Annotated in this window: 29 protein-coding genes, 1 tRNA gene and 1 pseudogene; 25 read left to right on the forward strand and 6 right to left on the reverse strand. The window is 66.8% G+C overall.

Annotated elements, in window-relative coordinates; genetic code table 11:
* Nucleotides 1–80: 80 nt before the first annotated feature.
* Nucleotides 81–512 carry a hypothetical protein gene (locus OCGS_RS15010; RefSeq protein WP_162136603.1) on the reverse strand — a complete coding sequence of 144 codons (432 nt, stop codon included), beginning with the start codon at nt 510–512 and terminating at the stop codon, nt 81–83.
* On the opposite strand from OCGS_RS15010, the gene OCGS_RS04950 reads away from it, so the two are divergent.
* A complete protein-coding gene (locus OCGS_RS04950) occupies nt 511–1,464 on the forward strand; it encodes a dihydrodipicolinate synthase family protein (protein ID WP_040610550.1) in 954 nt (317 codons plus the stop codon). The genes OCGS_RS15010 and OCGS_RS04950 overlap by 2 nt on opposite strands.
* Before the next feature lie 23 nt (nt 1,465–1,487).
* Here OCGS_RS04950 and OCGS_RS04955 read toward each other — a convergent pair whose 3' ends face one another.
* Complete coding sequence (locus OCGS_RS04955; RefSeq protein ID WP_007426134.1) at nt 1,488–2,918, reverse strand: NAD-dependent succinate-semialdehyde dehydrogenase; 1,431 nt, start codon at nt 2,916–2,918, stop codon at nt 1,488–1,490.
* A gap of 162 nt (nt 2,919–3,080) precedes the next feature.
* Here OCGS_RS04955 and OCGS_RS04960 point away from each other — a divergent pair, with 162 nt between their 5' ends.
* Together OCGS_RS04960 and OCGS_RS04965 are read left to right on the forward strand one after the other, a co-directional pair.
* A complete protein-coding gene (locus OCGS_RS04960; RefSeq protein ID WP_007426135.1) occupies nt 3,081–3,623 on the forward strand; it encodes a 3-hydroxyanthranilate 3,4-dioxygenase in 543 nt (180 codons plus the stop codon).
* Entirely contained in the window at nt 3,608–4,438 is an 831-nt protein-coding gene (locus tag OCGS_RS04965) for an aspartate dehydrogenase (protein WP_238538223.1), read from the forward strand. Before OCGS_RS04960 ends, OCGS_RS04965 begins: the two co-directional genes overlap by 16 nt.
* Here OCGS_RS04965 and OCGS_RS04970 read toward each other — a convergent pair.
* A complete protein-coding gene (locus OCGS_RS04970; protein ID WP_007426137.1) occupies nt 4,435–5,352 on the reverse strand; it encodes a LysR substrate-binding domain-containing protein in 918 nt (305 codons plus the stop codon). The genes OCGS_RS04965 and OCGS_RS04970 overlap by 4 nt on opposite strands.
* Before the next feature lie 164 nt (nt 5,353–5,516).
* On the opposite strand from OCGS_RS04970, the gene OCGS_RS04975 reads away from it, so the two are divergent.
* The 13 genes and pseudogenes from OCGS_RS04975 to dusA all read left to right on the forward strand — a co-directional run bounded on the left by OCGS_RS04975 (nt 5,517) and on the right by dusA (nt 19,445).
* On the forward strand, nt 5,517–6,503 hold the full coding sequence (locus OCGS_RS04975) for a TRAP transporter substrate-binding protein (protein ID WP_007426139.1): 987 nt from the start codon (nt 5,517–5,519) through the stop codon (nt 6,501–6,503).
* Between the two features lie 28 nt (nt 6,504–6,531).
* Entirely contained in the window at nt 6,532–7,149 is a 618-nt protein-coding gene (locus OCGS_RS04980; RefSeq protein WP_007426140.1) for a TRAP transporter small permease, read from the forward strand.
* Nucleotides 7,150–7,159: 10 nt separating this feature from the next.
* Nucleotides 7,160–8,422: a TRAP transporter large permease gene (locus tag OCGS_RS04985; protein ID WP_007426141.1), complete on the forward strand. Its 1,263-nt coding sequence runs from the start codon at nt 7,160–7,162 to the stop codon at nt 8,420–8,422.
* Nucleotides 8,423–8,752: 330 nt separating this feature from the next.
* A complete protein-coding gene (gene kynU, locus OCGS_RS04990) occupies nt 8,753–9,949 on the forward strand; it encodes a kynureninase (protein WP_007426143.1) in 1,197 nt (398 codons plus the stop codon).
* 23 nt (nt 9,950–9,972) lie between these two features.
* Nucleotides 9,973–11,558, forward strand: a pseudogene (locus OCGS_RS15015) (sulfatase-like hydrolase/transferase).
* A gap of 34 nt (nt 11,559–11,592) precedes the next feature.
* Entirely contained in the window at nt 11,593–12,534 is a 942-nt protein-coding gene (locus OCGS_RS05000; RefSeq protein WP_007426146.1) for a tripartite tricarboxylate transporter substrate binding protein, read from the forward strand.
* A 20-nt stretch (nt 12,535–12,554) separates the two neighbouring features.
* Complete coding sequence (locus tag OCGS_RS05005; protein WP_007426147.1) at nt 12,555–13,103, forward strand: tripartite tricarboxylate transporter TctB family protein; 549 nt, start codon at nt 12,555–12,557, stop codon at nt 13,101–13,103.
* 11 nt (nt 13,104–13,114) lie between these two features.
* Nucleotides 13,115–14,596 carry a tripartite tricarboxylate transporter permease gene (locus OCGS_RS05010; RefSeq protein WP_007426148.1) on the forward strand — a complete coding sequence of 494 codons (1,482 nt, stop codon included), beginning with the start codon at nt 13,115–13,117 and terminating at the stop codon, nt 14,594–14,596.
* Between the two features lie 208 nt (nt 14,597–14,804).
* Nucleotides 14,805–15,794: a phosphate/phosphite/phosphonate ABC transporter substrate-binding protein gene (gene phnD / locus OCGS_RS05015; protein WP_156800970.1), complete on the forward strand. Its 990-nt coding sequence runs from the start codon at nt 14,805–14,807 to the stop codon at nt 15,792–15,794.
* 49 nt (nt 15,795–15,843) lie between these two features.
* Complete coding sequence (gene phnC, locus OCGS_RS05020) at nt 15,844–16,617, forward strand: phosphonate ABC transporter ATP-binding protein (RefSeq protein WP_007426150.1); 774 nt, start codon at nt 15,844–15,846, stop codon at nt 16,615–16,617.
* Nucleotides 16,614–17,411 carry a phosphonate ABC transporter, permease protein PhnE gene (gene phnE, locus OCGS_RS05025; protein WP_007426151.1) on the forward strand — a complete coding sequence of 266 codons (798 nt, stop codon included), beginning with the start codon at nt 16,614–16,616 and terminating at the stop codon, nt 17,409–17,411. The genes phnC and phnE (OCGS_RS05025) overlap by 4 nt, the downstream gene beginning before the upstream one ends.
* A complete protein-coding gene (gene phnE / locus OCGS_RS05030) occupies nt 17,408–18,205 on the forward strand; it encodes a phosphonate ABC transporter, permease protein PhnE (RefSeq protein ID WP_007426152.1) in 798 nt (265 codons plus the stop codon). The genes phnE (OCGS_RS05025) and phnE (OCGS_RS05030) overlap by 4 nt, the downstream gene beginning before the upstream one ends.
* A 235-nt stretch (nt 18,206–18,440) precedes the next feature.
* Nucleotides 18,441–19,445 (forward strand): tRNA dihydrouridine(20/20a) synthase DusA, encoded by a 1,005-nt coding sequence (gene dusA / locus OCGS_RS05035; protein WP_007426153.1) that lies wholly within the window; start codon nt 18,441–18,443, stop codon nt 19,443–19,445.
* A 7-nt stretch (nt 19,446–19,452) separates the two neighbouring features.
* Here the strand turns inward: dusA and ruvX are convergent, their stop codons facing one another.
* Both ruvX and ccmI read right to left on the reverse strand, forming a co-directional pair.
* A complete protein-coding gene (gene ruvX, locus OCGS_RS05040) occupies nt 19,453–19,923 on the reverse strand; it encodes a Holliday junction resolvase RuvX (RefSeq protein WP_007426154.1) in 471 nt (156 codons plus the stop codon).
* Nucleotides 19,920–21,119 (reverse strand): c-type cytochrome biogenesis protein CcmI, encoded by a 1,200-nt coding sequence (gene ccmI, locus OCGS_RS05045; RefSeq protein WP_007426155.1) that lies wholly within the window; start codon nt 21,117–21,119, stop codon nt 19,920–19,922. The genes ruvX and ccmI overlap by 4 nt, the downstream gene beginning before the upstream one ends.
* Nucleotides 21,120–21,265: 146 nt before the next feature.
* On the opposite strand from ccmI, the gene OCGS_RS15020 reads away from it, so the two are divergent.
* The 4 genes from OCGS_RS15020 to OCGS_RS05060 all read left to right on the forward strand — a co-directional run bounded on the left by OCGS_RS15020 (nt 21,266) and on the right by OCGS_RS05060 (nt 22,928).
* Entirely contained in the window at nt 21,266–21,418 is a 153-nt protein-coding gene (locus OCGS_RS15020; protein WP_007426156.1) for a hypothetical protein, read from the forward strand.
* Nucleotides 21,419–21,505: 87 nt separating this feature from the next.
* Nucleotides 21,506–22,105 carry a superoxide dismutase gene (locus tag OCGS_RS05050; RefSeq protein WP_007426157.1) on the forward strand — a complete coding sequence of 200 codons (600 nt, stop codon included), beginning with the start codon at nt 21,506–21,508 and terminating at the stop codon, nt 22,103–22,105.
* 116 nt (nt 22,106–22,221) lie between these two features.
* Nucleotides 22,222–22,458, forward strand: coding sequence for a hypothetical protein (locus OCGS_RS05055; protein WP_007426158.1), 237 nt, complete (start codon nt 22,222–22,224; stop codon nt 22,456–22,458).
* Complete coding sequence (locus tag OCGS_RS05060; protein ID WP_007426159.1) at nt 22,458–22,928, forward strand: host attachment family protein; 471 nt, start codon at nt 22,458–22,460, stop codon at nt 22,926–22,928. Before OCGS_RS05055 ends, OCGS_RS05060 begins: the two co-directional genes overlap by 1 nt.
* A gap of 33 nt (nt 22,929–22,961) precedes the next feature.
* Here OCGS_RS05060 and OCGS_RS05065 read toward each other — a convergent pair.
* Nucleotides 22,962–23,036 (reverse strand) — tRNA-Thr (locus tag OCGS_RS05065).
* Between the two features lie 117 nt (nt 23,037–23,153).
* Between OCGS_RS05065 and OCGS_RS15305 the strand changes: the two genes are divergently transcribed.
* The 5 genes from OCGS_RS15305 (at nt 23,154) to OCGS_RS05085 (ending at nt 26,936) form a co-directional block, all read left to right on the forward strand.
* Nucleotides 23,154–23,312: a hypothetical protein gene (locus OCGS_RS15305; RefSeq protein ID WP_007426160.1), complete on the forward strand. Its 159-nt coding sequence runs from the start codon at nt 23,154–23,156 to the stop codon at nt 23,310–23,312.
* Between the two features lie 9 nt (nt 23,313–23,321).
* Nucleotides 23,322–24,590 carry a UDP-N-acetylglucosamine 1-carboxyvinyltransferase gene (murA, locus tag OCGS_RS05070; protein WP_007426161.1) on the forward strand — a complete coding sequence of 423 codons (1,269 nt, stop codon included), beginning with the start codon at nt 23,322–23,324 and terminating at the stop codon, nt 24,588–24,590.
* The gene (locus OCGS_RS05075; protein ID WP_007426162.1) at nt 24,587–25,063 is read left to right on the forward strand and encodes a DUF2948 family protein; all 477 of its coding nucleotides are present in this window, start codon (nt 24,587–24,589) and stop codon (nt 25,061–25,063) included. The genes murA and OCGS_RS05075 overlap by 4 nt, the downstream gene beginning before the upstream one ends.
* A gap of 77 nt (nt 25,064–25,140) precedes the next feature.
* Entirely contained in the window at nt 25,141–26,451 is a 1,311-nt protein-coding gene (hisD, locus tag OCGS_RS05080; RefSeq protein ID WP_007426163.1) for a histidinol dehydrogenase, read from the forward strand.
* Entirely contained in the window at nt 26,448–26,936 is a 489-nt protein-coding gene (locus OCGS_RS05085) for a UPF0262 family protein (protein ID WP_007426164.1), read from the forward strand. The genes hisD and OCGS_RS05085 overlap by 4 nt, the downstream gene beginning before the upstream one ends.
* Nucleotides 26,937–26,991 lie beyond the last annotated feature (55 nt).

Genomic DNA, 26,991 nt, shown 5'->3' on the forward strand with positions numbered 1-26,991 from the left:
AGCCCGCCGAGGACCTCGGAGGTGCGATGGACCGCCTCCGGGTCGGAGAGCGTGTTCGCCAGCGCATCCACCTGCGCGGGCTAGAGCACGGCCAGATATTCAGGAATATCGAGGGGAGGAGCCTCCACGGCGGTCAACTTCGCTTCCAGCGCTTCCTTCTCCTCCTCCTCCGCCGCCCCCAGTATCGCGTAGACGCTCCTGGTGGCCATGTCGTCTCGTATGGCACGCAGAACAACCGCGATGACCATGCAAGTTTGCTGTAATGGCATCGCTACGAAGCCTTTGCGATCCGGCTTCTCAGATGACGGCGCATTCAGGCGCGCTGTGTCCGGCGGCATGACATCCGCGGCAGGGGCGCCGATGGCGGGACGGAAACGGGACTTGCCGGTTGTGGATATTCGATAAAGGAATAGCCGCAATGGCGCGCAGCGCTGGTCCGCGCGTCGTTCTTGGGGTTCGATCGCGGCGCGGATGCGCGGGACGCTTCGCCTTGGATCCGGGAGACGCGACATGAAATATGCCATGCACGAGGCGAAGGACCATGCCCGCGAGACGATGCGCGGGATCTGGGCGGCCGCGCTTCAGCCGTTCGACGAAGACCTCGCCTTCGACGAGGCCGGGCTGCGCGCCAATATCCGCCACTGGGTCGACGATCTGGGCATTCGCGGCCTTTTCGTCGCCGGCAAGCAGGGCGAGTTCTGGGCGATGTCCCTCGACGAGCGCAAGCGCGCCATGAGCGTGGCCGCCGACGAATGCGCGGGCACGGCGGGCACGATCATGTCGATCTCGGATCAGAACGTGGACACGGTGCTGGAACTGGGGCGCCATGCCCAGGAATGCGGCGCGGATTACGTCGTGGTCCATGCGCCGATGCTCAGCTTCGTTCACGACCGCGGGCCGGTGCTTTACGAGTATTACAAGCATCTGTGCGACCGGCTGGACATCGGCATCGCGATGTGGAGCCATCCCGACAGCGGCTACATCATGCAGCCCGAGGAATGCGCGCGCATCGCGGATCTGCCCAACATCGTGGCGATCAAATATTCCGTGCCGCGCGAGATGTACGTGAAGCTGACCCGGATGGTGGGGGACAAGATCCTGGTCTCGACCTCCTCCGAGCCCGAATGGCTGGACAACATCGAGGAGCTGGGCTGGCAGCTTTATCTCTGCTCGTCGCCGCCCTACCAGATCCAGACGGCCAAGGACCGGCGGATGCACGAATATACCGAACTGGCCTTCGCCGGCCGGTTCGACGAGGCGCGGCGGGTGCGCGACAGCCTCGATCCGGTGCGCGACGCCTTCGCCGCCAGCCGGCCTGCCGCCAAGCCGACCGCGCATGGCAAATACTGGCAGGAGCTTCTGGGCCAGGTCGGGGGGCGCGTGCGCCATCCGATGCTGGATCTGACCGAGGACGAGAAGGCCGCGACGCGCGCCGCCTTCGAAGGCTGCGGGCTGCGCCTCTAGCGCCGCCCGGCCTTGGCGGACATCTAGGCGATGCGGGCCGAGTGCCAGACGTTCTTGACCGTCATGTAGCGCTCCAGCCCCTCGGTGCCGCCCTCGCGTCCGTAGCCGCTCGACTTCACGCCGCCGAACGGCGTCTCGGGCAGCGAGGCTTCGAGCGTGTTGATCGAGAGGTTGCCCACCTCCACCTCGTCGATCATGCGGTCGATATGATCGGCCCGGTTGGTGAACGCATAGCCTGCCAGCCCGAAAGGCACCGCATTCGCCGCCTCGATGGCCGCGTCCAGCGAGGGCACGGGATTGAGGACGGCGACGGGGCCGAACGGCTCCTCTTGCATGATGCGCGCGGCATCGGGCACGTTCGCCAGCACCGTGGGTTCGAGAAAATAGCCCCGGTCGCCGCGCCGCTTGCCGCCGGTGCGCAGATCCGCGCCGTGGGACACCGCGTCCTCGATCAGGCCCGTAAGCATGGGCACGCGCCGCTCGTTGGCCAGCGGACCCATCTCGGTGCCCTGCTGCGTGCCGTCGCCCACCACCGTCGCGGCGGCGCGTTCGGTGAAGGCGTCGGCGAAACGGTCGAAGATGGACTCGTGGACGAAGAACCGCGTGGGCGAGGTGCAGACCTGTCCCGCATTGCGCATCTTGCGCACCGCGCCCGCGATCGCGGCCGCCTCCACATCCGTATCCTCGCAGACGATGACGGGGGCGTGGCCGCCAAGCTCCATCAGCACCGGCGTCATGTTCTCGGAGGCGAGCGTGGTCAGATGGCGGCCCACCGCCGTCGATCCGGTGAACGCCACGAGCCGGACGGGCTCGGCCGGGATCAGGTGGCTCGAAATCTCGGCCGGATCCCCGAAGACGAGGTTGAGCACACCCGGCGGCAGGCCCGCGGCCTCGAACGCGCGGGCGATGTGGATGGCGCCGGCCGGCGTCTCCTCGGCCGCCTTGAGGATGATCGAGCAGCCCGAGGCAAGCGCGCCCGCGACCTTGCGGGCGGGCTGGCTCATGGGGAAGTTCCAGGGCGAGAACGCCGCGACGACGCCGGCCGGCTGGTGATGGACGGCGATCTTGTTGCCGTCCGCCGCCGGAATGATGCGGCCGTAGGTGCGCATCGCCTCGCCGGCATCCCATTCGAAGAACTCGGCGCCGCGGATCACTTCGGCGCGGGCCTGCGCCAGCGGCTTGCCGTGTTCGAGCGTGATGGCGCGGGCGATCTCCTCGCCGCGTTCGCGCATGATCGCCGCGGCGCGCAGGATCGTGTCGGCCCTTTCGCGCGGGGATGTCCGGCGCCAGAGGCGAAAGCCTTTCTCGGCCGCCTCGAGCGCGTCGTCCAGATCGTCGATTTCGGCGCGCGGCAGGCGGCCGATCTCCTCCTCGGTGGCGGGGTTCAGCACGGCCATGTCGGTGCGTGCCCTGCGCCATTCCCCGGCGATGTAGAGATGTAGATCTGGATACATGATGCGGCCTCTCATACGGGTGCCGCAGGATCGCCGGCAGGGCATGCCTTGTGCAAGCGAGGCTGGGCGCAGTCCACTATCGCGTTATTCGATAGCCGTATGCGCCCCGTCAGGCGTCCTATCTGCTAGGATCGGCGTGACGCATGAGAACGGGAGCGTACCATGGCCAAGCTGAAAGCCTTCGACTTCAAGGGATGGATCGACGAGCATCGCCACCTGCTCAAGCCGCCGGTCGGCAACCAGAAGGTCTTCGAGGACGCGGATCTGATGGTCACGGTCGTCGGCGGGCCGAACAAGCGCACCGACTATCACGACGACCCGGTCGAGGAATTCTTCTATCAGCTCGAGGGCGACATGGTCCTCAAGCTTTACGATGGCGAGGAATTCTATGACGTGCCGATCCGCGAGGGCGAGGTCTTCCTTCTGCCGGCGCATGTGCGCCACTCGCCGCAGCGCCCGCAGGCCGGCTCTATCGGTCTCGTGGTCGAGCCCAAGCGCCAGAAGGGCGAGCTGGACGCGATCGAATGGTACTGCTTCGAGTGCAGCGCCCGCGTCCACCGTGCCGAGATGCAGCTCGAGTCCATCGTGAAGGATCTGCCGCCGGTCTACGAGACGTTCTATGCCTCCGAAGAACTCCGCACCTGCCCCGATTGCGGGACGGTGCATCCGGGCAAGGAGCCGCCGGCCGGTTGGGTGACGCTCTGAATCCTGTCGCGGAAGGGAGGCGGCTTCGGGTCGCGGTGATCGGGCGCGGCGCGATCGCGTCCTATGTCCTGGACGCGATCGGGGGCGATGCGGCCCTGAATGTCGTGGCGCAGATCCTGCGGCCCGGCACGCGGGAAGCCTGCCCGCCGGGTGTCGATGCGGTCATCGCCACGGACGATCTGGGCTCGCTGCCCGTCCGTCCCGATCTCGTCGTGGATTGCGCGGGGCACGACGCCTTGCGTCTTTTCGGCGCGCAGGCCCTTTCCGCCGGGATCGACCTTGTCTCGATCTCCGTCGGCGCCCTGGCCGAGAGCGGCCTTGCCGAGACGCTGGAGGCAGCGGGCCGGGCGGGCGGCGGTCGGCTTCGTCTCGCGTCGGGGGCCATCGGGGCGATGGACGCGCTGGCCGCCGCGGCGGTCGGCGGGCTGGACACGGTAAGCTATACCGGCACCAAGCCCCCCGGCGGCTGGCGCGGCTCGCCGGCCGAGGAGGCGCTCGACCTCGGGGCGCTGACCGCTCCCGCCGTGCATTTCGACGGCACCGCGCGCGAGGCGGCGTTGCGCTATCCGAAAAATGCCAATGTCGCCGCCATGATAGCGCTTGCCGGGATCGGGATGGACGCCACGCGGGTCACGCTTGTCGCCGATCCCGCAGCCAAGGCGAACGTCCACGAGATCGAGGCCGCCGGCGCGTTCGGACGCATGCGCTTCACCGTCGAGGGCCAGGCACTTGCCGGCAATCCCCGCTCGTCCGCCCTGGCGGCGATGAGCGTGGTGCATGCAATCCGCCGGGAAGCGGCACCGATCGCCGTCTAGCGCCCGCCTTCGGCCTCGATCCGCAGCGCCGCCAGCAACGCCATCGCCGCGGGCGACAGGATGCCCCCCGTGCGATAGCTGACGCCCACCGGCATGGCGCCGGCGAACAGCGGCTCGCACCGGATCTCGACGAGCACGCCCAGCTCCACGTCGCGCCTGGTCACTTCGGAAGGCAGGATCGCCAGCATGTCCGTGCTGCTGAGGATCGCGCGCATCGTCAGGAACGAAACGGTCTCGACCGTCGCATGGGGCGGATCCAGTCCGGCATCGGCGAAACGACGCTCGATCTGGCGGCGCGCGGTCGTCTCGTGCGGTTGCAGGACGAACGGATATGCGCCCAGCGTCTCCAGCGTCGGGGCGCCGCCTTCCGCCAGCGGATGCCCGGTCCGGGCCACCACCGCAAGGCGATCGTCGATCAGCCGTTCCTGCGTCAGGCCGCGCCGGTAACGGTATTCCGGCAGGCGGCCGACCACGAAATCGAGTTCGCCCCGCTCCAGAAGCGGCATCAGCAGATCGTTGGTGCCGCCCTTGATCGAGACGCGCACGCCCGGCCGTTCGGCGGCCAGACGCGCCAGCGCGCGCGGCAGAAGGCGCGCGGAGGCGGTCAGCAGCGTGCCGACCGCGATCTTGCCGCCGCGTCCCTGAGACAGATCGTCGATTTCCTGCGCGGCCTGTTCCAGTTGCGCCAGGACCAGCTGACCGTGGCGCACCAGCGCCGCGCCGTGCGGTGTGGCGAAGGCGCCCCTGTTCGTGCGCTCGAACAGCTCCACGCCAAGGTCGAGCTCGATATCCTTGATGAACTTGGTGGCGGCCGGCTGCGAAACGCCGAGGGCTCTTGCGGCGCCGAGGATCGAACCATGACGGTCGATCTCGACGATCAGACGCAATTGCCGCAGCTTGAGCCGGCTGCGCATCCGCTCGCTCAGGCTTCTGCGATCCGGCGTGCGATGACCGGCATGTCGATTGGAACGGCTATCGGGTTCGGACATATCCACATCTTATCGCGACGGCTTGTCACGATGACAACCCCTCCCTAGCATCGCCGGAAGCTGCACAAACCCGGATTTTCGGAGGAACGATGGCGCATGATATCCGTAAAGCCACCGCGGCCGGCCTGGCGATCGGCCTGGCGACCCTGACCTTCGCCGCGAACGACGCCTTCGCCGAGGATTTCCGCCTCGGCCTGATCACCCCGCCGAATCACATCTGGACGCAGAACGCCGAGGCATTCGCCCGCGCCGTCGAGGAAGCCACCGACGGACGGCACACGGTTTCGGTGTTTCCCGCCCAGCAGCTGGGCAACGAGGCGCAGATGCTTCAGCAGATGCAGACCGGCGCTCTCGACATGTCGTTCATGACCGTTGCCGAGGTTTCCAACCGCGCACCGGAATTCGGCGCGTTCTATGCGCCCTTCCTCGTGGACGACATCGAGGAGGCGGCCGAGGTGCTGCGCTCGGACGAGGCGCGCTCGATGCTCGCGACGCTGCCGCAAAAGGTCGGCGTCGTCGGCGTGGGCTTCGGTGCCGCCGGGCTGCGCCAGATCGTCGCCAGGGACGACATCGACTCGGCGGGCGATCTCGCGGGCAGCAAGATCCGCATCACCCCGTTCCAGCCGATCAAGGATTTCTACGAAGCTCTGGGCACCGCGCCCACGCCGATGCCCCTTTCGGACGTCTACGATGCGCTGGCCAACGGGCAGGTCGATGCGATCGACATGGATCTCGAACTGATCTGGCAGCTCGGCTATACCGACCACGCCCGGACGATGCTGCTGTCGAACCACATGATGTTCCCGATGCTCGGGCTCGTCTCGGGACGGACCTGGCAGGCGCTGAGCGAGGAGGACCGGGCGATCATCTCGGATCTGATGGCGCAGGCCGTGGACGATTGCATACGCGACTACCTCGAGAAGGAGGCGCAGTTCCTGGCCGAGGTCGAGAAATCCGACATCGCCATCCGCGAGGTGGATGCCGCGTTCTTCCGGGACGCGGTGGATGCCTGGAACGCCATCTGGGAGCCGAAGGCCCCCAACCTTGCGGCGTTGCGCGCCATCGCGGCCGATTGATCGGTGCGGGGGAAGGATATCCGCGGCGATGACCGGACCCGCTGATCCGGCTGACGGACCCCGGCGGCGTCCGGCGGGCCGTCCGGGTCCGCTGGGACGGGTTTCTGGAATCGTCCTTCGCGCAGAAGGCGTCGCGCTGACGGCGCTGATGGCAGCCGTCACCGGCCTCATCCTGCTCAACGTCGTCACGCGCACTGCGGGCATGGCGCTGTTCTGGGTGGACGAGGCGGCGATCTACGCGATGATCTGGGCGGTGTTCATCGGCGCGTCCATGCAGATCCGCCTCGGCGCGGCCATCGCGGTCGATCTCGTGCCCCCCTTGCTGCCCGCCGGCGCGCGCCGGGCGCTCGCCGTCCTCGTGGCGGTGCTGGTGCTCGAATTCGCCTGCACGCTGCTGTGGCTGTCGTGGATCTGGTACGATCCGCTCGGCCTGGCCCGCGTCGGGTTCGACATCGCCGCCTTCTCGGGGGCGACGTTCAACTTCATCTATGCCGAGCCCACGGTGACGGTCGGCGTGCCGAAATTCCTTGTCTGGCTGGTCGTGCCCCTTGTGGCGGCCACGATGACGCTGCACGCATTCGCCAACCTGACGGACGTTCTGGCCGGACGCGACGGGCCCCGATTGCCCGATCTGGAGGCCGCATGACGGGGCGCGGATGGTAGGCGCGGCATTCGGCCTGCTGCTGCTCGCCGGCGTTCCGATCGCGCTGGTCCTGGCCGGCTCGGCCTTGTTCTACATTCTGTGGTCGGGTCAGACCGTGCTGCTGCAATCCTACGCGCAGCAACTCTTTTCCTCGATCGAGAGCTATGGATTGCTGGCGATCCCGCTCTTCATGCTGACGGGCGAGCTGATGAACGAGGGCGGCATCACCGGGCGCCTGGTGGGCATGGCATCGGCCTTCATGGGACGGGTGAAGGGCGGGCTGGCCTATATCAACCTCGTGGTGAACATGATGGTGGCCTCGATCATGGGCTCGGCCACCGCGCAGATGGCGGTGATGAGCCGCGCCATGGTTCCCGCCATGGAGAAGGAGGGCTACGATCGCCCCTTCGCCGCCGCCACGACGGCCGCCGGATCGCTTCTTTCGCCGATCATCCCGCCTTCCATGCTTTTCGTCATCTACGGCGTGCTGGCGCAGATCTCGATCGGCGACATGTTCATCGCCGGCATCCTGCCGGGCCTTCTGCTGGCGCTGTCGTTCCTCGTCGTGCTGGCGCTGATCGGCACGGTGAAGGACCTGCCGCGCGGGCGCGCGATGGACGCGGCGGGCCGCTGGGCGGCGGTGAGGGCGGGGGTGCCGACGTTGATCATCCCGGTCGTGATCGTCGGCGGAATCATCGGGGGCATCGCCACACCGACCGAATCCGCCGCCGTCGCCGCGCTGGCGGCCTTCCTGATCGGGCGCGTCCTTTACAAAGAGATGACGTTCGCCCGGATACCCGTCGTGCTGCTGCGCGCGGGCTTCAACGCGTCCATCGTCGTCTTCATCGTGGCGACGGCGGGCGTTTTCGGCTGGGTCATCATCTACGAGCAGGTTCCGCAGGCGCTGGCCGCGCGGCTGGCCGGTCTCACGCAGGATCCGTTCGTCTTCCTGCTGCTGGTCAATCTCGGCCTCATCGTCGTCGGCATGGTGATCGACGGCATCGCGGCGCTCATCCTGCTGGTGCCGATCCTGCTGCCGATCGCGGTGCAGCAATACGGGATCGACCCGTTCCATTTCGGCGTGGTGGTCTGCCTGAACCTCGTGCTGGGGCTGCTGACGCCGCCGGTTGGGGCGGGGCTTTTCGTGATGACGGCGATGACCGGCGTGCGGCCCGGCGCGCTGGTGAAGGCGCTGGCCCCGTTCCTTCTGGCCAGCTTTTCGGTCCTGATGCTGCTGTCGTGGCAGGGATGGATCGTGACGGTGCTGATCCGTTGAGGGGACGCTGGAAAGACGATGCGGGGCGTCGGCGGACAGGGCCGGTTCCGCCATTCCCGCCCCTTGCGCCCCGTCCGCCCCGTCCGCCCCGGCACACGGCTATCGTCAAACCGGATACCGGGTTCGTGCTTAAGCTGTCAGCCTATCGGGGCGGCTCGTATAGACCGAAGGGGATGACGGCCGGGTCCGGTTGCCGGATCATCCGTCCGATCGGACCGAAGAAACGGATGCCACCCAGGGCAATCCGCATGGCACGGCCGAAGAACCTGTCGATCGGTTCCGGCCCCGGCGATAAGACTATCCGAAGACACCGCGAAACGAGGATCTGCAGTGACCGATTTTGAGCTGACGCGCCGCCAATTCGATCTGCCCGAGGGGATGATCTATCTGAACGGGAACTCGCTGGGGCCGATGCCGCGTGAATCGGTGCCCGCGATGACCCGGTTTCTGAAAGACGAATGGCGCACCGAGCTGATCAAAGGCTGGAACACCAAGGACTGGTTCATGCAGACCAACACGCTCGGCGACCGCGTCGGGCGTTTGATCGGGGCACCTCCGGGCACGACCGTCGTGGGCGACACGCTGTCGATCAAGGTGTTCCAGGCGGTCGCCGCCGGCATGGCCATGGTCCCCGACCGCAAGGTGGTCCTGTCCGACAACGGCAACTTCCCGACCGATCTCTATATCGTCGAAGGGCTGATCAAGCTGCGGGATGCCGGCTATGAGCTGCGCACGCCCGACCCCGAGGACGTGATGGACAACATCACCGAGGAAGTCGGCGTGGTGATGATCACCGAGGTCGATTATCGCACCGGCCGCCGGCACGACATGAAGGCGATCATCGACAAGGCCCATGGCGTCGGGGCGGTGGTGGTGTGGGATCTGGCCCATTCGGCCGGCGCGGTGCCGGTCGATGTCGGCGGCTGCGATACCGACTTCGCCATCGGCTGCACCTACAAGTATCTCAACGGCGGTCCGGGCGCGCCGGCCTTCATCCATGTGGCGCCGCGCCTGCTGGAGACGGTCGAGCCGTTCCTGTCGGGCTGGTACGGGCACGAGGCGCCTTTCGCCTTCGACATCAATTATCGCCCGATGGCGGGCAAGATCGAACGCATGCGCATCGGCACCCCGTCGATCGCCTCTTTCGTGCTGCTGTCGACGGCGCTGGACATTTGGGACCGGGTCGACATGAACGACCTGCACGCCAAGTCGGTGGAATTGTCCGAGTTGCTGATCGGCGAGATCGAATCACGCTGTCCGGCGCTGCGCCTGGTCAGCCCGCGCGATCCGCAGGCCCGCGGCAGCCACGTCTCCTTCGCCTTCGAGCATGGCTATGCCTGCATGCAGGCGCTGATCGCCGACAACGTCATCGGCGATTTCCGCGCCCCCGACGTCATGCGCTTCGGCATCGCCCCGCTCTTCATCGGCAGGGACGACATCCTGGCCGCCGTGGGCAAGCTTGAGCGCATCCTCAAGGACGAGCGCTGGAAGGACGAGAGGTTCCAGAAGCGCTCGCTGGTGACATGACTGCGAGGAACATCCTCTTCATCATGTGCGGCCAGCTCAGATGGGATTATCTGGGCTGCACCGGCCATCCGTCGATCCGCACCCCCAACATCGACGCGCTCGCCGCGCGCGGCCTGCGCTTCGACAGGGCCTACGTGCAGTCGCCGATCTGCGGCCCGAGCCGGATGAGCTTCTACACCGGGCGATATGTGCGCAGCCACGGATCGAGCTGGAACATGGTTCCGCTCAAGCTGGGCGAGCGCACGCTCGGCGAGTATCTGCGCCCGCTGGGCCTGCGCACGGTGCTTTGCGGCAAGGCCCACATGACCGCCGACATCGAGGGCATGGAGCGGCTGGGCATCTTGAAGACCTCGGAGATCGGCGCGCTGGTCTCGGAATGCGGGTTCGAGGTCTGGGACAGGCTCGACGGGGTGCATCCCACGGGCGGCAAGGTGCCGTCGCATTACAACGCCTATCTCGCCGGCAAGGGGTATGACGGCGATAATCCGTGGCAGGACTGGGCCAATTCGGGCGAGGATGCGGATGGCACCGTCATGTCCGGCTGGCTGATGAAGAATGCGCGCCTGTCCGCCCGCGTGCGCCTGGAGGATTCCGAAACGAATTACACCACCGCCCGCGCCATCGAATTCATCGACCGGGCCGGCGACGATCCCTGGTGCCTGCATCTGAGCTATATCAAGCCGCATTGGCCCTATATCGCGCCAGCCCCCTATCACACCATGTACGATACGGCGGACGTGATCCCCGCCATTCGCGACGACGCCGAGCGAAAGGCGCCGCATCTGCTGCTCGCCGCTTATCACGCGCACCGGACATCGAAATGCATTGCCCGCGACGATGTGCGTGAAACGGTCATTCCGGCCTATATGGGGCTGATTTCCCAGATCGACGACGAGATCGGCAAGCTGATGCGCTATCTGGACGATGCGGGCAGGCCGACAGGACGCTGGTCGTCTTCACTTCGGATCACGGCGATTATCTCGGCGATCATTGGCTGGGCGAAAAGGAACTGTTTCACGAACAATCCGTCCGCATTCCGCTGATCGTGGTCGATCCCGATCCGCGCGCCGATGCGACGCGCGGCCGGGTGAACGGGAATCTCGTCGAGGCGATCGACCTTGTGCCGACGTTCATCGAGGCATCCGGCGGTACGGTGCCGGATCACATCCTCGAAGGCCATTCGCTGATGCCGCTGGTGCATGGCGCGACGGACTGGCCGCGCGATATCGCCGTTTCGGAATACGATTTCGCCTTCCGCGAGGCACGTACGCTATTGGGCACCGCCATTCGGGACAGCCGCGCCGTAATGGTTTTGGACGGCCGCTGGAAACTGGTTCACGTCACCGGATTCCGCCCGATGCTCTACGATCTTGAAACCGATCCGCGGGAATTCGTCGATCTGGGCGACGATCCCGCGCGCGAGGCGACGCGCAAGCGATTGGGCAATGAAGTATTGCGCTGGACCGAACGGCTGCGCACCCGCACGACCATGACCGATGCCAGGGTCGAGCGTCTGACCGAAATCGAGAAGGACGAAGGCATCTGGATCGGCTTCTGGGACGAAGCGGATATGGAACGCGCGATGACATCCCCGAAAGGAAGATCCTGATCGAAACCGCCGTATTCATGAAATGAGGAGTATCATGAAAATCAAGTCCCTTGGCGTCCCTGCCGTCGCTGCCGCAACGGCGATTGCCCCTTTCGCGGCGCAGGCCGAGTATCCCGAAAAGCCGGCTTCTTTCGTCGTTCCCTGGCCTCCGGGCGATCTAGCCGATATCACGACGCGCATCATCGCCGACGAGTTTCAGGCCACCTACGGCGTTGCCTCGGCGGTGCTGAACAAGCCCGGCGGCGGCGGCGGTCCGTTTCCGGGCGCGGTCTATGTCGCCCAGCAGCCCGCCGACGGCTATACGGTCGGCGCGCTGGTCAATGCAATTCCGGCCTTCGGCGACCAGATCGGCATTCCCCAGCTCAATCCCAATCCGTTCGAGCCGCTGGGAATCTACCTGACCTATCCCTTCGTGATCGCCGCCCGAGGCGATCTGCCCTTCTCGTCGATCGACGAACTGGCCGCCTATTCGCAGGAAAATCCCGTCGTTTTCGGCCATTTCGGCGCACAGCTTCTGCCGACGCGCGCCGCTTTCGCCCTTGCCGAGACGACCGGCATCGAATTCGCGTCGAATGCCGCCTTCGACGCGCTTGACTGCAATACGCTGGCATCGGGCGATGTCGATGTGATGACCGTCACCGTGCAGACCATCCTGCCGTGTATCGACGACGTGCAGGTGCTGGCGACCTTCGGCGATACCCGCCTGCCGCTGGCCCCCGACGCCCCGGCGGTCAGCGAACTGGTGCCCGACCTGAACCTGTCCTTGTGGAACGGTCTGTTCGTGCTGAAGGATACGCCGCAGGACGTGCGCGACAAGATCACCGAGGTCGCCCGGCGTGCGGTCGAATCCGAAAGGATGCAGACCATCGCCGCGCAGACCGGCGCGCTGATCGACTGGATGACCAGGGAGGAAGCCGAGGCCCAGATCGCCTCCGACAAGGCCGCGCTCGCCCGGATCAACGAATTGCTTCAGTAACCGGGCAAGGAGGGAAGACCATGGCCACGATCGGGGAATCCAGCGGCTTCGTGAAATTCTTTCGCCGCGAGAGGCGGTGCGGGGATTTCGTCTTTGCCACGGCGATGCTGGCCTTCTCGCTTTTCCTGGTCGTCAGTTTCCCGTCGCAGACGGCGACGGCGCGGGGCACCGCATGGGCCGCGCAGCCAACGCTCTGGCCGGCGATCGGGGTATTCGGCATGGCCGCGTTCGCGGCGCTGAACCTGCTCAGCTCGGTCCTGTCGCCGCGCGTTCCCGGACGGTGGCAGGAGCTGCGCGTCTGGCTGGGCTTTCTGGAATATGCAGGGTGGTTCCTGCTTTACGTGCTGCTCGTGCCGCAATTGGGCTATCTGCCCATGAGCATCCTGATCGCCGTCGCGCTGACCTGGCGAAGCGGATATCGCAGCCTTCCCATGACTCTGGTCGCCGTTCTGGCGGGCGTCGGGATCGTCGTCCTGTTCAAGGCGGGGCTGCGCGTGAACGTGCCCGGCGGGGCGGTCTACGACCTTCTTCCCGCCGGCCTGCGCAATATCTTCATCGTCTATTTCTGAGGGGCGGAACGATGGATTATCTGCTGCCGGCCCTCGATCTGCTGCTGCAACCGGCGGTGCTGGTCGCGCTGCTTGTCGGATCGGTCGGCGGCGTCGTCATCGGCGCGATTCCCGGCGTGGGTCCGGCCGTCGCGATTGCCATTCTGCTGCCGACCACATTCGTCTTCGAGCCGCTGGTGGGTCTTTCGCTTCTGCTGGGAATCTACGGATCGTCCATGTATGGCGGCGCGATTCCGGCGATCCTGATGAATACGCCGGGAACCGCAGTCAATGCGCTCACGACCTATGACGGATTCCCGCTGACGCAAAAAGGCGAGGCGCAGCGAGCGCTCGGCCTGGCCTATTCGGCATCGTTTTTCGGAGCGATCGTCTCGATCGTCTGCCTTGTCGTCCTGATGCCGGTACTGACGAAAGTGGCGCCGATGTTCGGATCGCGGGAGATTTTCCTCGCGGCCCTGTTCGGCATCATCATCATGATCCTATCGCATCGCGGACAGGTCTTTTCCGCGGCGATGATGACCTGTTTCGGTATCTTGCTGAATACGGTCGGAATGGAGCCGATAAACTATACCCAAAGATTCACCTTCGGCCAATCGTGGCTCAGTTCCGGGGTCAATCTCGTCGTGGTGGTGCTGGGCCTTTTCGCCCTCAGCCAGGCCTTTCTGCTGCTTTCGGGGACCGACAAGCATGTCGAACCGCAAAAGGTGAGCGGCAGCGTCTTCGGGGCCATGCGGGAGGTCTGGCAGCACAAGCGCGTGGCCGGTGTCTCCTCGGGGCTGGGGGTGGGGATAGGGATCGTTCCCGGCGTGGGGGAATTCGTATCGCAATTCCTTGCCTATTCCTATGCGCTGAAAACATCGAAGACTCCCGACCAATTCGGAAACGGATCGCCGGAGGGGCTGATCGCGTCGGAAGCGGCGAACAATTCCGTTCCCGCCGCGGCGCTTATTCCGCTGCTGGCGCTCGGGGTGCCGGGCGAAAGCCTGACCGCGATGATGCTGGCGGTCTTCTACGTCCACAATGTGGTGCCGGGGCCGCAACTTCTGACCGAGCGGATGGATTTCGTCATCGCGCTTTATATCGCCCTGCTGGTTCTCAACGTCTTTGCGCTGGCGTTTCTGCTGGTTTCCACCAAGGCCCTGATCCGCGTGATCAGCGTGCCGAACCGGATACTCGGGATGCTGGTGCTGATGCTTTCCTTCGTGGGCGTGTATTCGTTGCGCAATTCGATCACCGATTGCCTGATCGCGACCGCTTTCGGCGTATTCGGCGCCATTCTCAAGCGATTGAACGTGCCGATCGTGCCGATCATTCTCGGCATGGTTCTGGGCGGAATCATGGAGGCGAAATTCCGCAGCGCCATGACGCGTATCCAGTCGCCGCTGGATTTTCTGGACCGCCCGATTTCGGCGATCCTGGTCGTGGCGATCCTTGCGGTTCTGGCGGCGAGCCTGCGATCGGCGTTGAAGCGCAACGGCGCGGACGCGGACTGAGCGGGCCGACGGCGGGGCCTTTTGCGGCATACGATCCGCGTAGGATTCCCGTGAGACTTCCGTGGGAGGGGCGGCGGTGTTCATCAAGGACTTCCCTTTCGTCGAGCCCGTGACAGCGCTGAAAAACCAGCCGTTGCAAAACGGCGGTTCCGCTTCATACTGGCGCGAAGAGCGGGCGGAGGATGCGGCCCGCCGGGGAGGATACCGCATGAGACACGCCGCTTCGATCGAGGGACTGGGCCTGCCCGTCCTGGCCCTTGCAACTGCGCTGGCCGCCGGGCCGGCCGTCGCGCAGGACTGCCCGCACGGTCAGCTCGACCCGATCTATTGCGACGCCGACGGCGATCTGGTGGCCGATACGCCGACCGATCCGGCAGAATTGCAGGATCCCGACACGCTTGTCTTCGCCTATACGCCGGTCGAGGATCCGGCGATCTATGCCGACGTCTGGGAACCGTTCATCGAGCATCTGTCGAAAGCGACCGGCAAGGACGTTCAGTTCTTCGCCGTCCAGTCCAATTCGGCCGAGGTCGAGGCGATGCGGTCGGGCCGGCTGCATATCGCGGGCTTTTCCACCGGGCCGACACCCTATGCGGTGAACCTTGCCGGTGCGGTGCCGTTCGCGATCATGGGGTCCGAGGACGGGCGCTTCGGCTATACGTTGCAGGTCTATACCCAGGCCGATTCCGACATTCAGGAAATGACCGACCTCAGGGGCAAGCGCGTGGCCCATACGTCGCCCACGTCCAATTCCGGCAACCTGGCGCCGCGCGCGCTGTTCCCGGCCCTCGGCGTGACGCCGGACGAGGCTTACGAGGTGACGTATTCCGGTTCGCACGACCAGTCGATGCTGGGCGTGGTCGCGGGCGATTACGACGCGGCGCCGGTCGCGTCGGAAGTCGTCGAGAGGATGGCCGAACGCGGCCTCTACGATCCCGACGAGGTGCGGATCGTCTGGGAAAGCGACCGCTTTCCAACCACATCCTATACCTATGCCCACAACCTCGACCCGGCACTGGTCGAGAAGATCAAGCAGGCCTTCTTCGACTTCGACTTCTCGGGCACCGCGCTCGGCGAGGAGTTTCAGGGCGTGAGCAAGTTCGTGCCGGTCACCTATCAAGAGGACTGGAACGTGATCCGGGAGATCCAGGCCGCCAACGGCGTGCAATACACGCCCGAGGGACTTGCCGCCGAATGACCGTCGCGATGGGGGCCTGGCGCCCCCGCCTATCCCGAAAGGGACGGACATGCTGAAGATTGCCGATCTGGTCAAGCGGTACGGAACCGGCGAGCCGGTCCTGAAAAACCTCGACCTGACCGTCGAGGGCACCAGCATCGTCGCGGTGATCGGGTCTTCCGGCGCGGGCAAGTCGACGTTGCTGCGCTGCATCAACCGGCTGGTCGAACCGACATCCGGCAGCATCGAGCTGAACGGCGTCGAACTGACCAGCCTTCGCGGCAAGGATCTGCGGATGGCGCGGCGGCGCATCGGGATGGTGTTCCAGGGCTTCAACCTGGTGGACCGGCTGACGGTGATGGAGAACGTCCAGTCCGGCCGGCTCGGTTATATCTCGACCTGGGCGGCGATCACGCGCCGCTATCCCAAGGACGATATCGCCCGCGCCTACGAGCTGATGGAGAGGGTCGGCATCGCGCAATACGCCAATACCCGCGCCGACGCATTGTCGGGCGGCGAGCGGCAACGCGTCGGCGTGGTGCGCGCGTTGATGCAGCGGCCCGAGATTCTGCTGGCGGACGAACCGACCGCCTCGCTCGATCCGCGGACGTCCGAAGCGATCATGGGGTTGATGCGGGATCTGGCGCACGAACTCGACCTGCCGATCATCATCAACATCCACAACGTGACCGAGGCGAAGGAATACACTGACCGCATCGTCGGAATGCGTTACGGGCGGATTATCTTCGACGACGCCCCCGCCGCGCTGGACGAGGACGCGATGGAGGCGATCTATGCCGGATCGCCCGGCGCGGACCGCGCCGCCGGGGCGCAGGCGGCGTGACGGCGGCCGTTCCCCGCGACTGGTGGCGCAAGCCGCCGCTGATCGCCAACCCCCTGGCCCGCTGGGGCCTGCGGCTGGCGATCGCCGTCTATCTGGTCTGGGCCGTCTCGACATTGCCGATCGACTGGGCGCGCGCGTCCGAAGGGCTGTCCCGCGCCGGGCGCATCTTCGGCGGCGCGTTTCCGCCCAGCTTCGCGCGATCCGGCCTGCTGATCGACGGCTTCCTCGAATCCTTGCGCATCGCGCTGCTGGCGACCGCGGGGGGCGTCGCGCTTTCCATTCCGGTCGCATTCATGGCGGCGCGCAACATCGCCCCGACCCCGGTTTACTGGATCGGGCGCGGCATCGTCATCGTCGCGCGCAGCTTTCATCCGGTCATCGTCGCCATCGTCTTCGTCAAGGCGGTGGGCTTCGGCCCCTTCGCCGGGGTGCTGACGCTGATCGTCTATTCCGTCGGCTTCGTGGCGAAGATGCTGGCCGAACGGATCGAGGAGATCGACTTCGGGCAGGTCGAAGCCCTGCGCGCGGCCGGTGCGCCGCTGCTGCCGACGCTGTTCTACGCGATCTTTCCGCAGATCCTGCCGCGCCAGATCGGCCTTGCCATCTATCAGCTCGACAGCAACCTGCGCGCCTCTGCCGTGGTGGGGATCGTCGGCGCCGGGGGGATCGGCTCGACGCTGGCCAATGCCTTCGGGCGCTACGATTACGATTTCGCGCTGGCCATCATGATCGTCATCGTCGGGGCGATCCTGCTGACCGAAGCCCTGTCGGGCTGGATTCGGACCCGGATATGAGCGCGCTGCATCCCCGGACATGGGCACGCTTCACGATGCGGCAACGGTTGCAGCGCTATGGCGTGCTGCTGGCCTGCGCGCTGGCCGTCGCCTGGGCGCTGGACAGCATCGACGTGATCTGGCCCTGGGTCTGGGATTCGCCCGCGCAGATGGCCGATCTTTTCGGCCGGATGGTGCCGCCCGATGCCACGAACCTGCCGAACATCCTGTGGGTCCTGCTCGAGACGGTGAACATCGCCACGCTCGCCACCGCCCTGGCGGTCGTGCTGGCCGTTCCGGTGGCGTGGCTGGCGGCGCAGAACGTCACGCCGAACCGCGCGACGCTGTGGCTCGGGCGGCTGATCCTCGTATCGTCGCGATCGGTCAACACGATCATCTGGGCGCTGCTGTTCGTGGCCATCTTCGGACCCGGCATCGTCGCCGGGATCGTCGCCATCACCTTCCGGTCGGTCGGCTTCGTCGGCAAGCTTCTCGGCGAGGCCATTGAGGAAATCGACCGCCGCCCGGTCGAGGCGCTGGAGGCCACGGGCGCGTCGAAGGCCGCGATCGTCGCCTATGCCATCGCGCCGCAGGTCATGCCCACCCTCGCCGCCGTCGCCATCCTGCGCTGGGACATCAACCTGCGCGAATCGACCGTGCTGGGGCTGGTCGGCGCGGGCGGCATCGGCATCGTGCTGCAAGGCGCCATCGACACGTTCCGCTGGCAGGAAGCGGCGACCGTGCTGCTGTGCATCCTCGCCCTCGTCATCGCGGGCGAGATCGTCTCGGCGCTGCTGCGACGGCGGATTTTGTAAGGGGCGTTTGTCCAGGCGCCGGTTGCCGGCGCGGTTCGAGCACCCCTGCCGGCCCAGCCTTCGGCTTTCGGAGCGGCAATGAGACTGCCTCCTGCCACCGGTTTTCCAATGATCCTGACGTCGCTATGATGCGAACGCCGCTGCTGCCGGACGTTCGAGCATGACATGTGTCTCAGACGGTGCCAGAAGTGGCGTCCAAATTCCATGGCAGCCGCTGATAACGGAGGGCCGGTCGGTGAGAAAAGAAACCCGCGATCCGCACGGCGCCGCCCGTCTGTCCGTCGCCCCGATGATGGACTGGACCGACCGTCATTGTCGGGTACTGCATCGCACGATCAGTCGCCGGGCGCTGCTATATACCGAGATGGTGACGGCGCCGGCGCTTGTCCGGGGGGATGCGCGGCATCTGCTGCGGTTCGATCCGGTCGAGCATCCGGTCGCGCTGCAACTCGGCGGATCGGATCCGGCCGAACTGGCGGCGGCCGCGCGGATGGGGGCCGACGAGGGCTATGACGAGATCAACCTGAATGTCGGCTGTCCGTCGGACCGGGTGCAGTCGGGGATGATCGGGGCGGTGCTGATGCGGCATCCCGCCTTGGTCGCAGACTGCGTCGCGGCGATGGCCGCGGCGGTGGATGTGCCCGTCACCGTCAAATGCCGCATCGGTGTGGACGATCAGGACCCGCTGGAGGTTCTGCCGGATTTCCTTGAAACGATGAAAGCCGCGGGGGTCGGGCGCATGACGATCCACGCGCGCAAGGCGTGGCTGCAAGGGTTGTCGCCCAAGGAGAACCGCGAGGTTCCGCCGCTCGATTATCCCCTGGTGCATCGGATGAAACGCGCCTTCCCCGACCTGCATCTGTCGGTCAACGGCGGCGTCGTTTCCTTGCAGGCCGTCGAGGAGCATCTGGAGGCGGGCATGGATGGCGTGATGGTCGGCCGCGCGGCCTATCATCAGCCGATGGACATTCTCGGCGACGCGGACCGGCGCGTCTTCGGCTGCGACCGCCCGGCGCTTGCGCCGGTAGAGGTCGTGCTGGCCATGCTGCCCCATATCGACCGGCATCTTCGCGAAGGCGGGCGGCTGGCGCAGGTGACGCGGCACATGCTGGGCCTGTTCGCGGGACGGCCCGGCGCGCGGCATTGGCGGCGGATCCTGTCGGAAGGCGCCCATCGGCCCGGCGCGGACCGGCGGCTTGTGCTCGACGCGCTGTCGGCGGTGCAGGGCATGGCCGCCTGACCGGGCATCAGCCGCGCAGGCGGGCCAGCCTGTCCAGCGCGCCCTGCAAGATATAGGCGGCGGCGACGTGGTCGATCACTTCGGCCCGCTTGCGGCGCGAAGTGTCGGCCTCGATCAGCGCGCGTTCGGCCGCGACGGTGGACAGGCGTTCGTCCCAGAAGGTCAGCGGCATGTCGCGCAGGGCCGTCAGGTTGCGCGCGAAGGCCCGCGTCGCCTGCGCGCGGGGGCCTTCGGTGCCGTCCATGTTGCGCGGCAGGCCGATGACGATCCCGCCGATCAGCCGCGCGTCCAGTATGGCCAGCAAGGCGGCGGCGTCGATGCCGAACCGCTTGCGGCGGAGGGTCTGCAACGGGGTCGCGACGGACAGGAACGTGTCCGACACCGCGATCCCGATGGTGGCGGTGCCCAGATCCAGCCCCGCCAGCGCGCGGCGCGGCGGCAAGGCGGCCGCGAACGCCGCGATGTCGTCGTGGATCACCCGGCCACCCCGGCATTCCGCGCGGCGTCGCGGATTACTGCCAGATCGTCGGGCGAGGGCGCGAAAACCTGCTGCGCCTCGGCCCAGATGGCGGCGGCCTCCTGCTGCCGGCCGAGGACGCCATAGGCCGTGATCAGCCGCGCCCAGTCCGATGCCGGCCCGCCTTCGGTCGCCAGCCTTTGGGCGAGGCCGCTGACCATCTGTTCGATCATCGCGGCCTGGTCTTCGGCGCTCATCCCCTCGGGCGCCTGCGGAACGGGACCGCCCTGCGCGTCGTCGGGCGGCAGGGCATAGCTGAGCCCGGCACTTGCCGCGATCTGCGGAAGCTGCGCGCGGATGACCGGCACCCAGGGGGCCGAAGACGGGCTGTCGGCCAGCAGGTCGCGCCAGATGGCGAATGTCAGGTCCGGCCGCCCCGTCTGCGCCTGCGCCAGCCCCTTGTAGTAAAGCGCGGTGCCGTTTCCGGGCTGCTGCGCCAGCACCGCGTCGAAGACGGCTTCGGCTTCGGGCGAGACATAGCCGCCGGTCGCGGCCACCATGTATTCGCCCAGTTCCGCCCTTTCGTCCGGGGTGGCGTCGGCGCCCCGGATGTCAAGAACCCGCTGTTTCGCGTCGATCGCGGCACGGTAATTGCCAATCCCGGCCTCGTTTCGGGCCAGCAGGCGATAGCCTTCCAGATCGTCAGGCCGGTCCTTCAGCGCCGCGCGCAACCGGGCGATCAGCGGCTCCATCGTCGGGTCTGCCGATGGCGGCGCGGCGGGGGCCTGCGCCTCGGCCTCGGCCTGCGAGGGGCGGGTCGCGCGGGCCTCTTCGGCCAGTTGCTGGCGCAGGGCGACGGGCATGTCGGCATAGCCGGGCGCGCCCTGCCATAGATAGATCCCCACGCCGCCGCCGATGCAGGCGACGATCACCAGCGTCGCCGCGGCCCCGGTCAGGCCCGCCGGGGCGTCGCGCATCGCATCGCGCGGGGCGCGGTCGGCGTCCAGCAGGCGGCGCTGCACCTCGATGCGGATGCGGCCGGCCTCGTCCTCGGTCAGCACGCCGCGGGCAAGGTCGCGCTCGACCTCGGCCAGTTGGTCGCGATAGATGGCGATGTCGGTGGCGGCGTCAGCGTCGGCCCGGCCCCGGACCAGCGTCAGCGCCACCGAAGCGGCCGCCAGCCCCGCCAATCCCAGAGCGATCGCCCAGAAGATCATCTTGCCTCCGATCCCGTCCGGGCGGGTTCTACCGGCGGCGGGGCCGGGACGAAAGGGGCAACGGGCCGCATCCCGCGCAGAGGCGACGGAACAGCCGGCGCCCGATCGGACTTGTGCCGACAGGGCAGCGCGGAAGGAGGCCGGACATGGCGCGCAACATCATCATCGGCATCGTCGTCGCGGCGGTCATCTTCGTGGTGCTGATCCTGATCGGCGTCGTCCAGATCGGAGACGAGGTCGTGGACGATGCCCTTGGCCCGGACGACGCCGTGATCGTCGAATCGCCCGTCGCGGACTGACCGGCGCGACCGCAGCCGCGGCTTGACGCGGATGCCGCCCCGCCACAGGTAGACCGCGACACCAGTTCCAAACCCCCGGAGGAAAAGATGGCTTTCGAACTTCCCGACCTACCCTATTCCCACGATGCGCTTGCCGATCAGGGCATGAGCCGCGAGACGCTGGAATATCACCACGACATCCACCACAAGGCCTATGTCGATAACGGCAACAAGGCGATTGCCGGAACCGAATGGGAAGGCAAGTCGGTCGAGGAGATCGTCAAGGGAACCTACAAGCCCGATGCCGTCGCCCAGTCGGGGATTTTCAACAACGCCTCGCAATACTGGAACCACAACCAGTTCTGGGAGATGATGGCGCCCAATCCCGGCAAGATGCCGTCCGAGCTGGAAAGCGCGCTGAAGGACAGCTTCGGATCGGTCGACAAGTTCAAGGAAGAATTCGCGGCCGCCGGCGCGGGCCAGTTCGGCAGCGGCTGGTGCTGGCTGGTCAAGGACAATGACGGTGGACTGAAAGTCACCAAGACCGAAAACGGGGTGAACCCGCTTTGCTTTAATCAGACCGCACTTCTGGGCTGCGATGTATGGGAGCACAGCTATTACATCGACTTCCGCAACAAGCGTCCGGCCTATCTGTCGAACTTCCTTGAAAAGCTGGTGAATTGGGAAAACGTCGCCAGCCGGATGTGACAGCATAGCGCGTCGGCATGTCATAACGGCCCGCCCCCGAAGGCGGGCCGTCGTCGTTCAGGAACCCCGGCAGCATCCGGCCGTTGGGAAGCGAACCCCGAACGAAGGAGACCCCGATGGCCGAGAGGATCAGATCCAAGGACGGCACGCGCGAGACCGACAAGTTCGTCGACGACGCCGCGACCCCGTCGCAGCAGGGCCGCGCCGGTGGCGGGCTGGAACGTCAGGTCGGCACGCAGGCCGAGGAAGACCGCGCCGAGCAGGGCGAGGGCATCACCCGCGTGACCAAGCAGGACGAAAAGGGCGAAGGCAATCTGGGCGGCCTGCACGGCACCGGCGAGGAGAAGCATTGATGGCGCGCCTGACCAACGGAACCTGGGTGCTGGTCGCGGACGGCGAGAAGGCGCTGGTGCTGGAGAACGTCACGGACGGCGAGAACCCCTATCTCAAGGTTCGCGACAAGGAGGAGCAGGACAATCCTTCGACCGGCGAACAGGCCGCAAACCGTCCGGGCCGCATGCAGGAAGGCCGGCCGGGCAACGACACGGCCGGGCCGCGTTCGGCGTTTCAGGACACCGACTGGCATCAGCTCGGCAAGGACCGCTTCGCCGACGATCTGGCGGACATGCTTTACAAGCAGGCTCACAAGGGCGCGTTCGATCACATCGTCCTGTGTGCCGCGCCGGGCGTTCTGGGCGAGATCCGCGCGAAGATGCACAAGGAAGTGGCCGACCGCGTGGTGGCCGAGATCCCCAAGACCCTGACCAACCACTCGCTCGACGATATCGAGAAGATCGTCAAATCCGAGATGGAAAGCGCCTGACGGGAAAGCAGGAGACGCCGGCGGTAAGGAAGATGGTGCTGTGAGAGAGGATTGAACTCTCGACCTCTCCCTTACCAAGGGAGTGCTCTACCACTGAGCTACCACAGCGCCGTTTCGTGGCGGGTGGATAGACGCATGACAGGACCGGTGCAAGAGGGCACGCGGCATTTCGCCGGCTCCGCGCGTCAACTGGACCGCAGGGCCTATCCGCGCTAGGAACCGCGCATGAGCGACCGGCGCGATCCCGATGACAGGGACAAAACCTTGCAGAAACCCGCGGGACGCGATGCGCGTCTGAAACTTGCGCTAAAGGCCAACATGGCGCGGCGCAAGGCGCAGGCCAATGCGCGCAAGCAAAAGCCGGCCCGCGACGAGCAGCGATAGGACAGGCGCATGGATTCGATACTGGTCAAGGGCGGCGCCGAACTGAACGGCGTGATCCCCATTGCAGGCGCCAAGAACGCCTGTCTCACGCTGATGCCCGCGACGCTGCTGTCCGAAGCGCCGCTGACGCTGACGAACGCGCCGCGGCTCAGCGACATCGCCACGATGACGGTGCTTCTGCAATCGCTGGGCGTCGAGGTGACGCAGTTGCAGGACGGGCAGGTGCTGGCGCTGTCGTCGCACGATCTGACGGGGCACCGGGCCGATTATGACATCGTGCGCAAGATGCGGGCGTCCATTCTGGTGCTGGGGCCGTTGCTGGCGCGGACGGGGCAGGCGGTGGTGTCGCTGCCCGGCGGCTGTGCCATCGGCGCGCGGCCGGTCGATCTGCATCTGCGCGGGCTTGAGGCGCTGGGTGCGACGCTGGATCTGCGCGACGGCTATGTGCATGCCGAAGCGCGGAACGGATTGCAGGGCGGGCATGTCGATTTCCCCATCGTATCCGTCGGCGCGACCGAGAATGTGCTGATGGCCGCGACGCTGGCCAAGGGCACGACCGTGATCGAGAACGCCGCGCGCGAGCCCGAGATCGTCGATCTGGGCCGATGCCTGCGCCGGATGGGCGCGCGGATCGAGGGCGAGGGCACGCCGACGATCACCGTCGAGGGCGTCGATGCCCTGACGGGGGCGACGCATCCGGTCGTGACCGACCGGATCGAGCTGGGCACCTATATGCTGGCCCCCGCGATCTGCGGTGGCGAGGTCGAATGCCTTGGCGGCACGATCGCGCTGGTCAGCGCGTTCTGCGACAAGCTGGACGAGGCGGGCATCGGCGTCGAGGAAACGCCGCGCGGCCTGAAGGTCAGCCGCCGCAACGGCCGGCCGCGCGCGGTGGACGTGGCAACGGCGCCCTTTCCGGGCTTTCCCACCGATTTGCAGGCGCAGATGATGGCGCTGCTCTGCACGGCGGACGGCACGTCGGTGCTGGAGGAGACGATCTTCGAGAACCGCTTCATGCACGCGCCGGAACTGATGCGCATGGGGGCGAAGATCGACGTTCACGGCGGCCGGGCCACGGTCACGGGGGTCGAGCGGCTGAAGGGTGCGCCGGTCATGGCCACCGATTTGCGCGCGTCCGTGTCGCTGATCCTGGCGGGGCTGGCGGCCGAGGGCGAAACGTTGGTCAACCGGGTCTATCACCTCGACCGCGGCTACGAGAGGGTCGAGGAGAAGCTGCGCGCCGTCGGGGCGCATGTCGAACGGGTGCCCGGACGATGAGCGCGCCGCAGGAAGACGCCCGGTTCCGCGACGCGCGCAGCGGCCCGCTGCGGCTGCGGGCGATGGATGCCGACGATCTGCGCATTCTTTCGGCGCTGGCGCAGGATGCGGTTTTTCCGGTGTCCGAGATGTCGTGGCTGCGCGGGCAGCGGCGGTTCGGCCTGCTGCTGAACCGCGTCCGCTGGGAGGACAGGGCCGCGCTGGGCGAGGTGGAACGTGTACAATCCGTCCTCGCGTTCGAGGATGTCGGCGCCGTCCGCAGCCAGGGCATCGACCGGGCCGACCCGAATGCGGTATTGTCGCTGTTGTCGGTGACGATGGATGAGGGCGAGGACGGCGCGGGGCGCATCCTGCTGACGTTGGCGGGCGGCGGGGCCATCGCGCTCGAGGTCGAGGCGCTGGAGGCGACGCTGCGCGATGTGACCCGGCCCTATCGCGCGCCATCGGGCAAGCTGCCGCAACACCGCGACTGACCGCGCGGCGGTCACAAGGACGGGGCTTGAGGACCGGCGGGGCCGGGACTAGGACGCGCAGGACAGGAAGGTTGCCCATGCCCCAGATCCTCTCGACCAGCGATGCCGATTTCGAGGCGCGCTTTGCTACCCTGCTGACCCTGAAGCGCGAGGACGCGACCGAGGTCGATGACGAAGCGGCCGCGATCATCGCCGATGTGCGGACGCGGGGCGACGCGGCGCTGGTCGAGTTGACCGAACGCTTCGACCGCGTGACGCTGACGCCCGGCACGCTGGCCTTTTCCCCCGACGAGATCGAAAACCACATCGCGCAAGTTTCGTCCGAGGATCGCGAGGCGCTGAGCCTGGCCGCGGCGCGCATCCGTGCCTATCACGAGCGCCAGGTTCCGCAGGATGCAAGCTGGACCGATCCGCACGGCGCCGTGCTGGGCTGGCGCTGGGGCCCGATCGAGGCGGCGGGGCTGTATGTGCCGGGCGGCACGGCATCCTATCCGTCGTCGGTGCTGATGAACGCGATCCCTGCGCAGGTGGCGGGGGTGAAGCGGCTGGTCGTGACCGTGCCGACCCCCGACGGCATCGTCAATCCGCTGGTCCTGCTGGCGACGCGGCTGTCGGGGGTGGATACCGTCTATCGCGTCGGCGGCGCGCAGGCCATCGCGGCGCTGGCTTACGGGACAGAGACGATTGCAGCGGTGGACAAGATCACCGGGCCGGGCAACGCCTGGGTCGCGGCGGCCAAGCGGCGCGTCTTCGGCCGGGTGGGCATCGACATGATCGCCGGACCGTCCGAAATTCTGGTGATCGCGGACAAGGACAACGATCCCGAATGGATCGCGCTGGATTTGCTGAGTCAGGCCGAACACGACACGGACGCGCAATCCATCCTGATCACGACCGATGCCGGACTGGCCGCCGCCGTGGGGCAGGCGGTCGAGGAGCTGTTGCAGACGCTGGATCGGCGCGACATCGCGGCGGCAAGCTGGCGCGACAACGGGGCCATCGTCACCGTTGCCGATCTGGGCGAGGCGGCGGCGCTGGCCGATCAGATCGCGTCCGAACATCTGGAGCTTTGCGTCGCCGACCCCGAGGCGCTGGCCGCCAATATCGCGCATGCCGGGGCGATGTTCCTCGGCAAATGGACGCCGGAGGCCATCGGGGATTATGTCGGCGGTCCGAACCATGTGCTGCCGACCGCCCGGTCGGCACGGTTTTCGTCGGGACTGTCGGTGCTGGATTTCATGAAGCGCACGACGATGGCGCGCATGACGCCCGCCGCGCTGGCGGCCATCGGTTTTGCCGCCGAGCGGCTGGCGATGTCGGAAGGGTTGCAGGCCCACGGCCAAAGCGTGACGGCCCGCCTGTCGCGCCTGAACGGGCCGCGGCGATGACCGCCGATATCAGCGAAATCCGGCTGGACGAAAGCGCGCGGCCCGAGGCGACCAGCCGCGAGGCGCAGGAAGCCGGGGTCGCGATCTTCGATCTGACCGAGGAGTCGCATCTGGCGGTGCCGGGCGGTCCCGCCGGGCCCTATGCGATGACGGTCGGGCGCGACGATGCCGGGGTGCGCTTCGTGCTGGCGACCGCGGGCGGTGCCACGGCCGCGGCCTTCATGCTGCCTGCGGCCGCACTAGCCCAGCCCGCCAAGGATTATGCGGATATCTGCGCCAGCTATGTTGCGGCGGTCAAATCCCTGCCGCCCGCCCGGATCGAGGCGCTGGATGCCGCCCGGCGCGACATCCACACGGCCGGGGCGCAGCGAGTGCTGGAACTGCTCGATGCCAGCGTGACGACCGATCTGGCAACGGCGCGGCGGCTTTTCACGCTTTTCTGCGCGATCCACGCCGCCGACATCCCGGCAGCCCGTGCTTCTTGACTTGAAAAGCCGCGCGATCCGCACCATTTAAGGCCACGCCCGCAGGACGGGCTGC

It is taken from the genome of Oceaniovalibus guishaninsula JLT2003, from assembly GCF_000299575.1.
GTDB classification, from domain to species: Bacteria; Pseudomonadota; Alphaproteobacteria; order Rhodobacterales; family Rhodobacteraceae; genus Palleronia; species Palleronia guishaninsula.

Coding starts and splice junctions, on each gene's coding strand:
- OCGS_RS15305 (WP_007426160.1), top strand. CDS start 23,154: ATGAGCGACCGGCGCGATCCCGATGACAGGGACAAAACCTTGCAGAAA.
- OCGS_RS04985 (WP_007426141.1), top strand. CDS start 7,160: ATGGTAGGCGCGGCATTCGGCCTGCTGCTGCTCGCCGGCGTTCCGATC.
- OCGS_RS05075 (WP_007426162.1), top strand. CDS start 24,587: ATGAGCGCGCCGCAGGAAGACGCCCGGTTCCGCGACGCGCGCAGCGGC.
- OCGS_RS04980 (WP_007426140.1), top strand. CDS start 6,532: ATGACCGGACCCGCTGATCCGGCTGACGGACCCCGGCGGCGTCCGGCG.
- OCGS_RS04975 (WP_007426139.1), top strand. CDS start 5,517: ATGGCGCATGATATCCGTAAAGCCACCGCGGCCGGCCTGGCGATCGGC.
- OCGS_RS04970 (WP_007426137.1), bottom strand. CDS start 5,352: ATGCGCAGCCGGCTCAAGCTGCGGCAATTGCGTCTGATCGTCGAGATC.
- OCGS_RS04955 (WP_007426134.1), bottom strand. CDS start 2,918: ATGTATCCAGATCTACATCTCTACATCGCCGGGGAATGGCGCAGGGCA.
- OCGS_RS04960 (WP_007426135.1), top strand. CDS start 3,081: ATGGCCAAGCTGAAAGCCTTCGACTTCAAGGGATGGATCGACGAGCAT.
- OCGS_RS05005 (WP_007426147.1), top strand. CDS start 12,555: ATGGCCACGATCGGGGAATCCAGCGGCTTCGTGAAATTCTTTCGCCGC.
- OCGS_RS05055 (WP_007426158.1), top strand. CDS start 22,222: ATGGCCGAGAGGATCAGATCCAAGGACGGCACGCGCGAGACCGACAAG.
- OCGS_RS04950 (WP_040610550.1), top strand. CDS start 511: ATGAAATATGCCATGCACGAGGCGAAGGACCATGCCCGCGAGACGATG.
- hisD (WP_007426163.1), top strand. CDS start 25,141: ATGCCCCAGATCCTCTCGACCAGCGATGCCGATTTCGAGGCGCGCTTT.
- phnD (WP_156800970.1), top strand. CDS start 14,805: ATGAGACACGCCGCTTCGATCGAGGGACTGGGCCTGCCCGTCCTGGCC.
- OCGS_RS05010 (WP_007426148.1), top strand. CDS start 13,115: ATGGATTATCTGCTGCCGGCCCTCGATCTGCTGCTGCAACCGGCGGTG.
- phnC (WP_007426150.1), top strand. CDS start 15,844: ATGCTGAAGATTGCCGATCTGGTCAAGCGGTACGGAACCGGCGAGCCG.
- murA (WP_007426161.1), top strand. CDS start 23,322: ATGGATTCGATACTGGTCAAGGGCGGCGCCGAACTGAACGGCGTGATC.
- phnE (WP_007426152.1), top strand. CDS start 17,408: ATGAGCGCGCTGCATCCCCGGACATGGGCACGCTTCACGATGCGGCAA.
- OCGS_RS15010 (WP_162136603.1), bottom strand. CDS start 512: ATGTCGCGTCTCCCGGATCCAAGGCGAAGCGTCCCGCGCATCCGCGCC.
- OCGS_RS15020 (WP_007426156.1), top strand. CDS start 21,266: ATGGCGCGCAACATCATCATCGGCATCGTCGTCGCGGCGGTCATCTTC.
- OCGS_RS05000 (WP_007426146.1), top strand. CDS start 11,593: ATGAAAATCAAGTCCCTTGGCGTCCCTGCCGTCGCTGCCGCAACGGCG.
- OCGS_RS05060 (WP_007426159.1), top strand. CDS start 22,458: ATGGCGCGCCTGACCAACGGAACCTGGGTGCTGGTCGCGGACGGCGAG.
- ccmI (WP_007426155.1), bottom strand. CDS start 21,119: ATGATCTTCTGGGCGATCGCTCTGGGATTGGCGGGGCTGGCGGCCGCT.
- OCGS_RS05085 (WP_007426164.1), top strand. CDS start 26,448: ATGACCGCCGATATCAGCGAAATCCGGCTGGACGAAAGCGCGCGGCCC.
- OCGS_RS05050 (WP_007426157.1), top strand. CDS start 21,506: ATGGCTTTCGAACTTCCCGACCTACCCTATTCCCACGATGCGCTTGCC.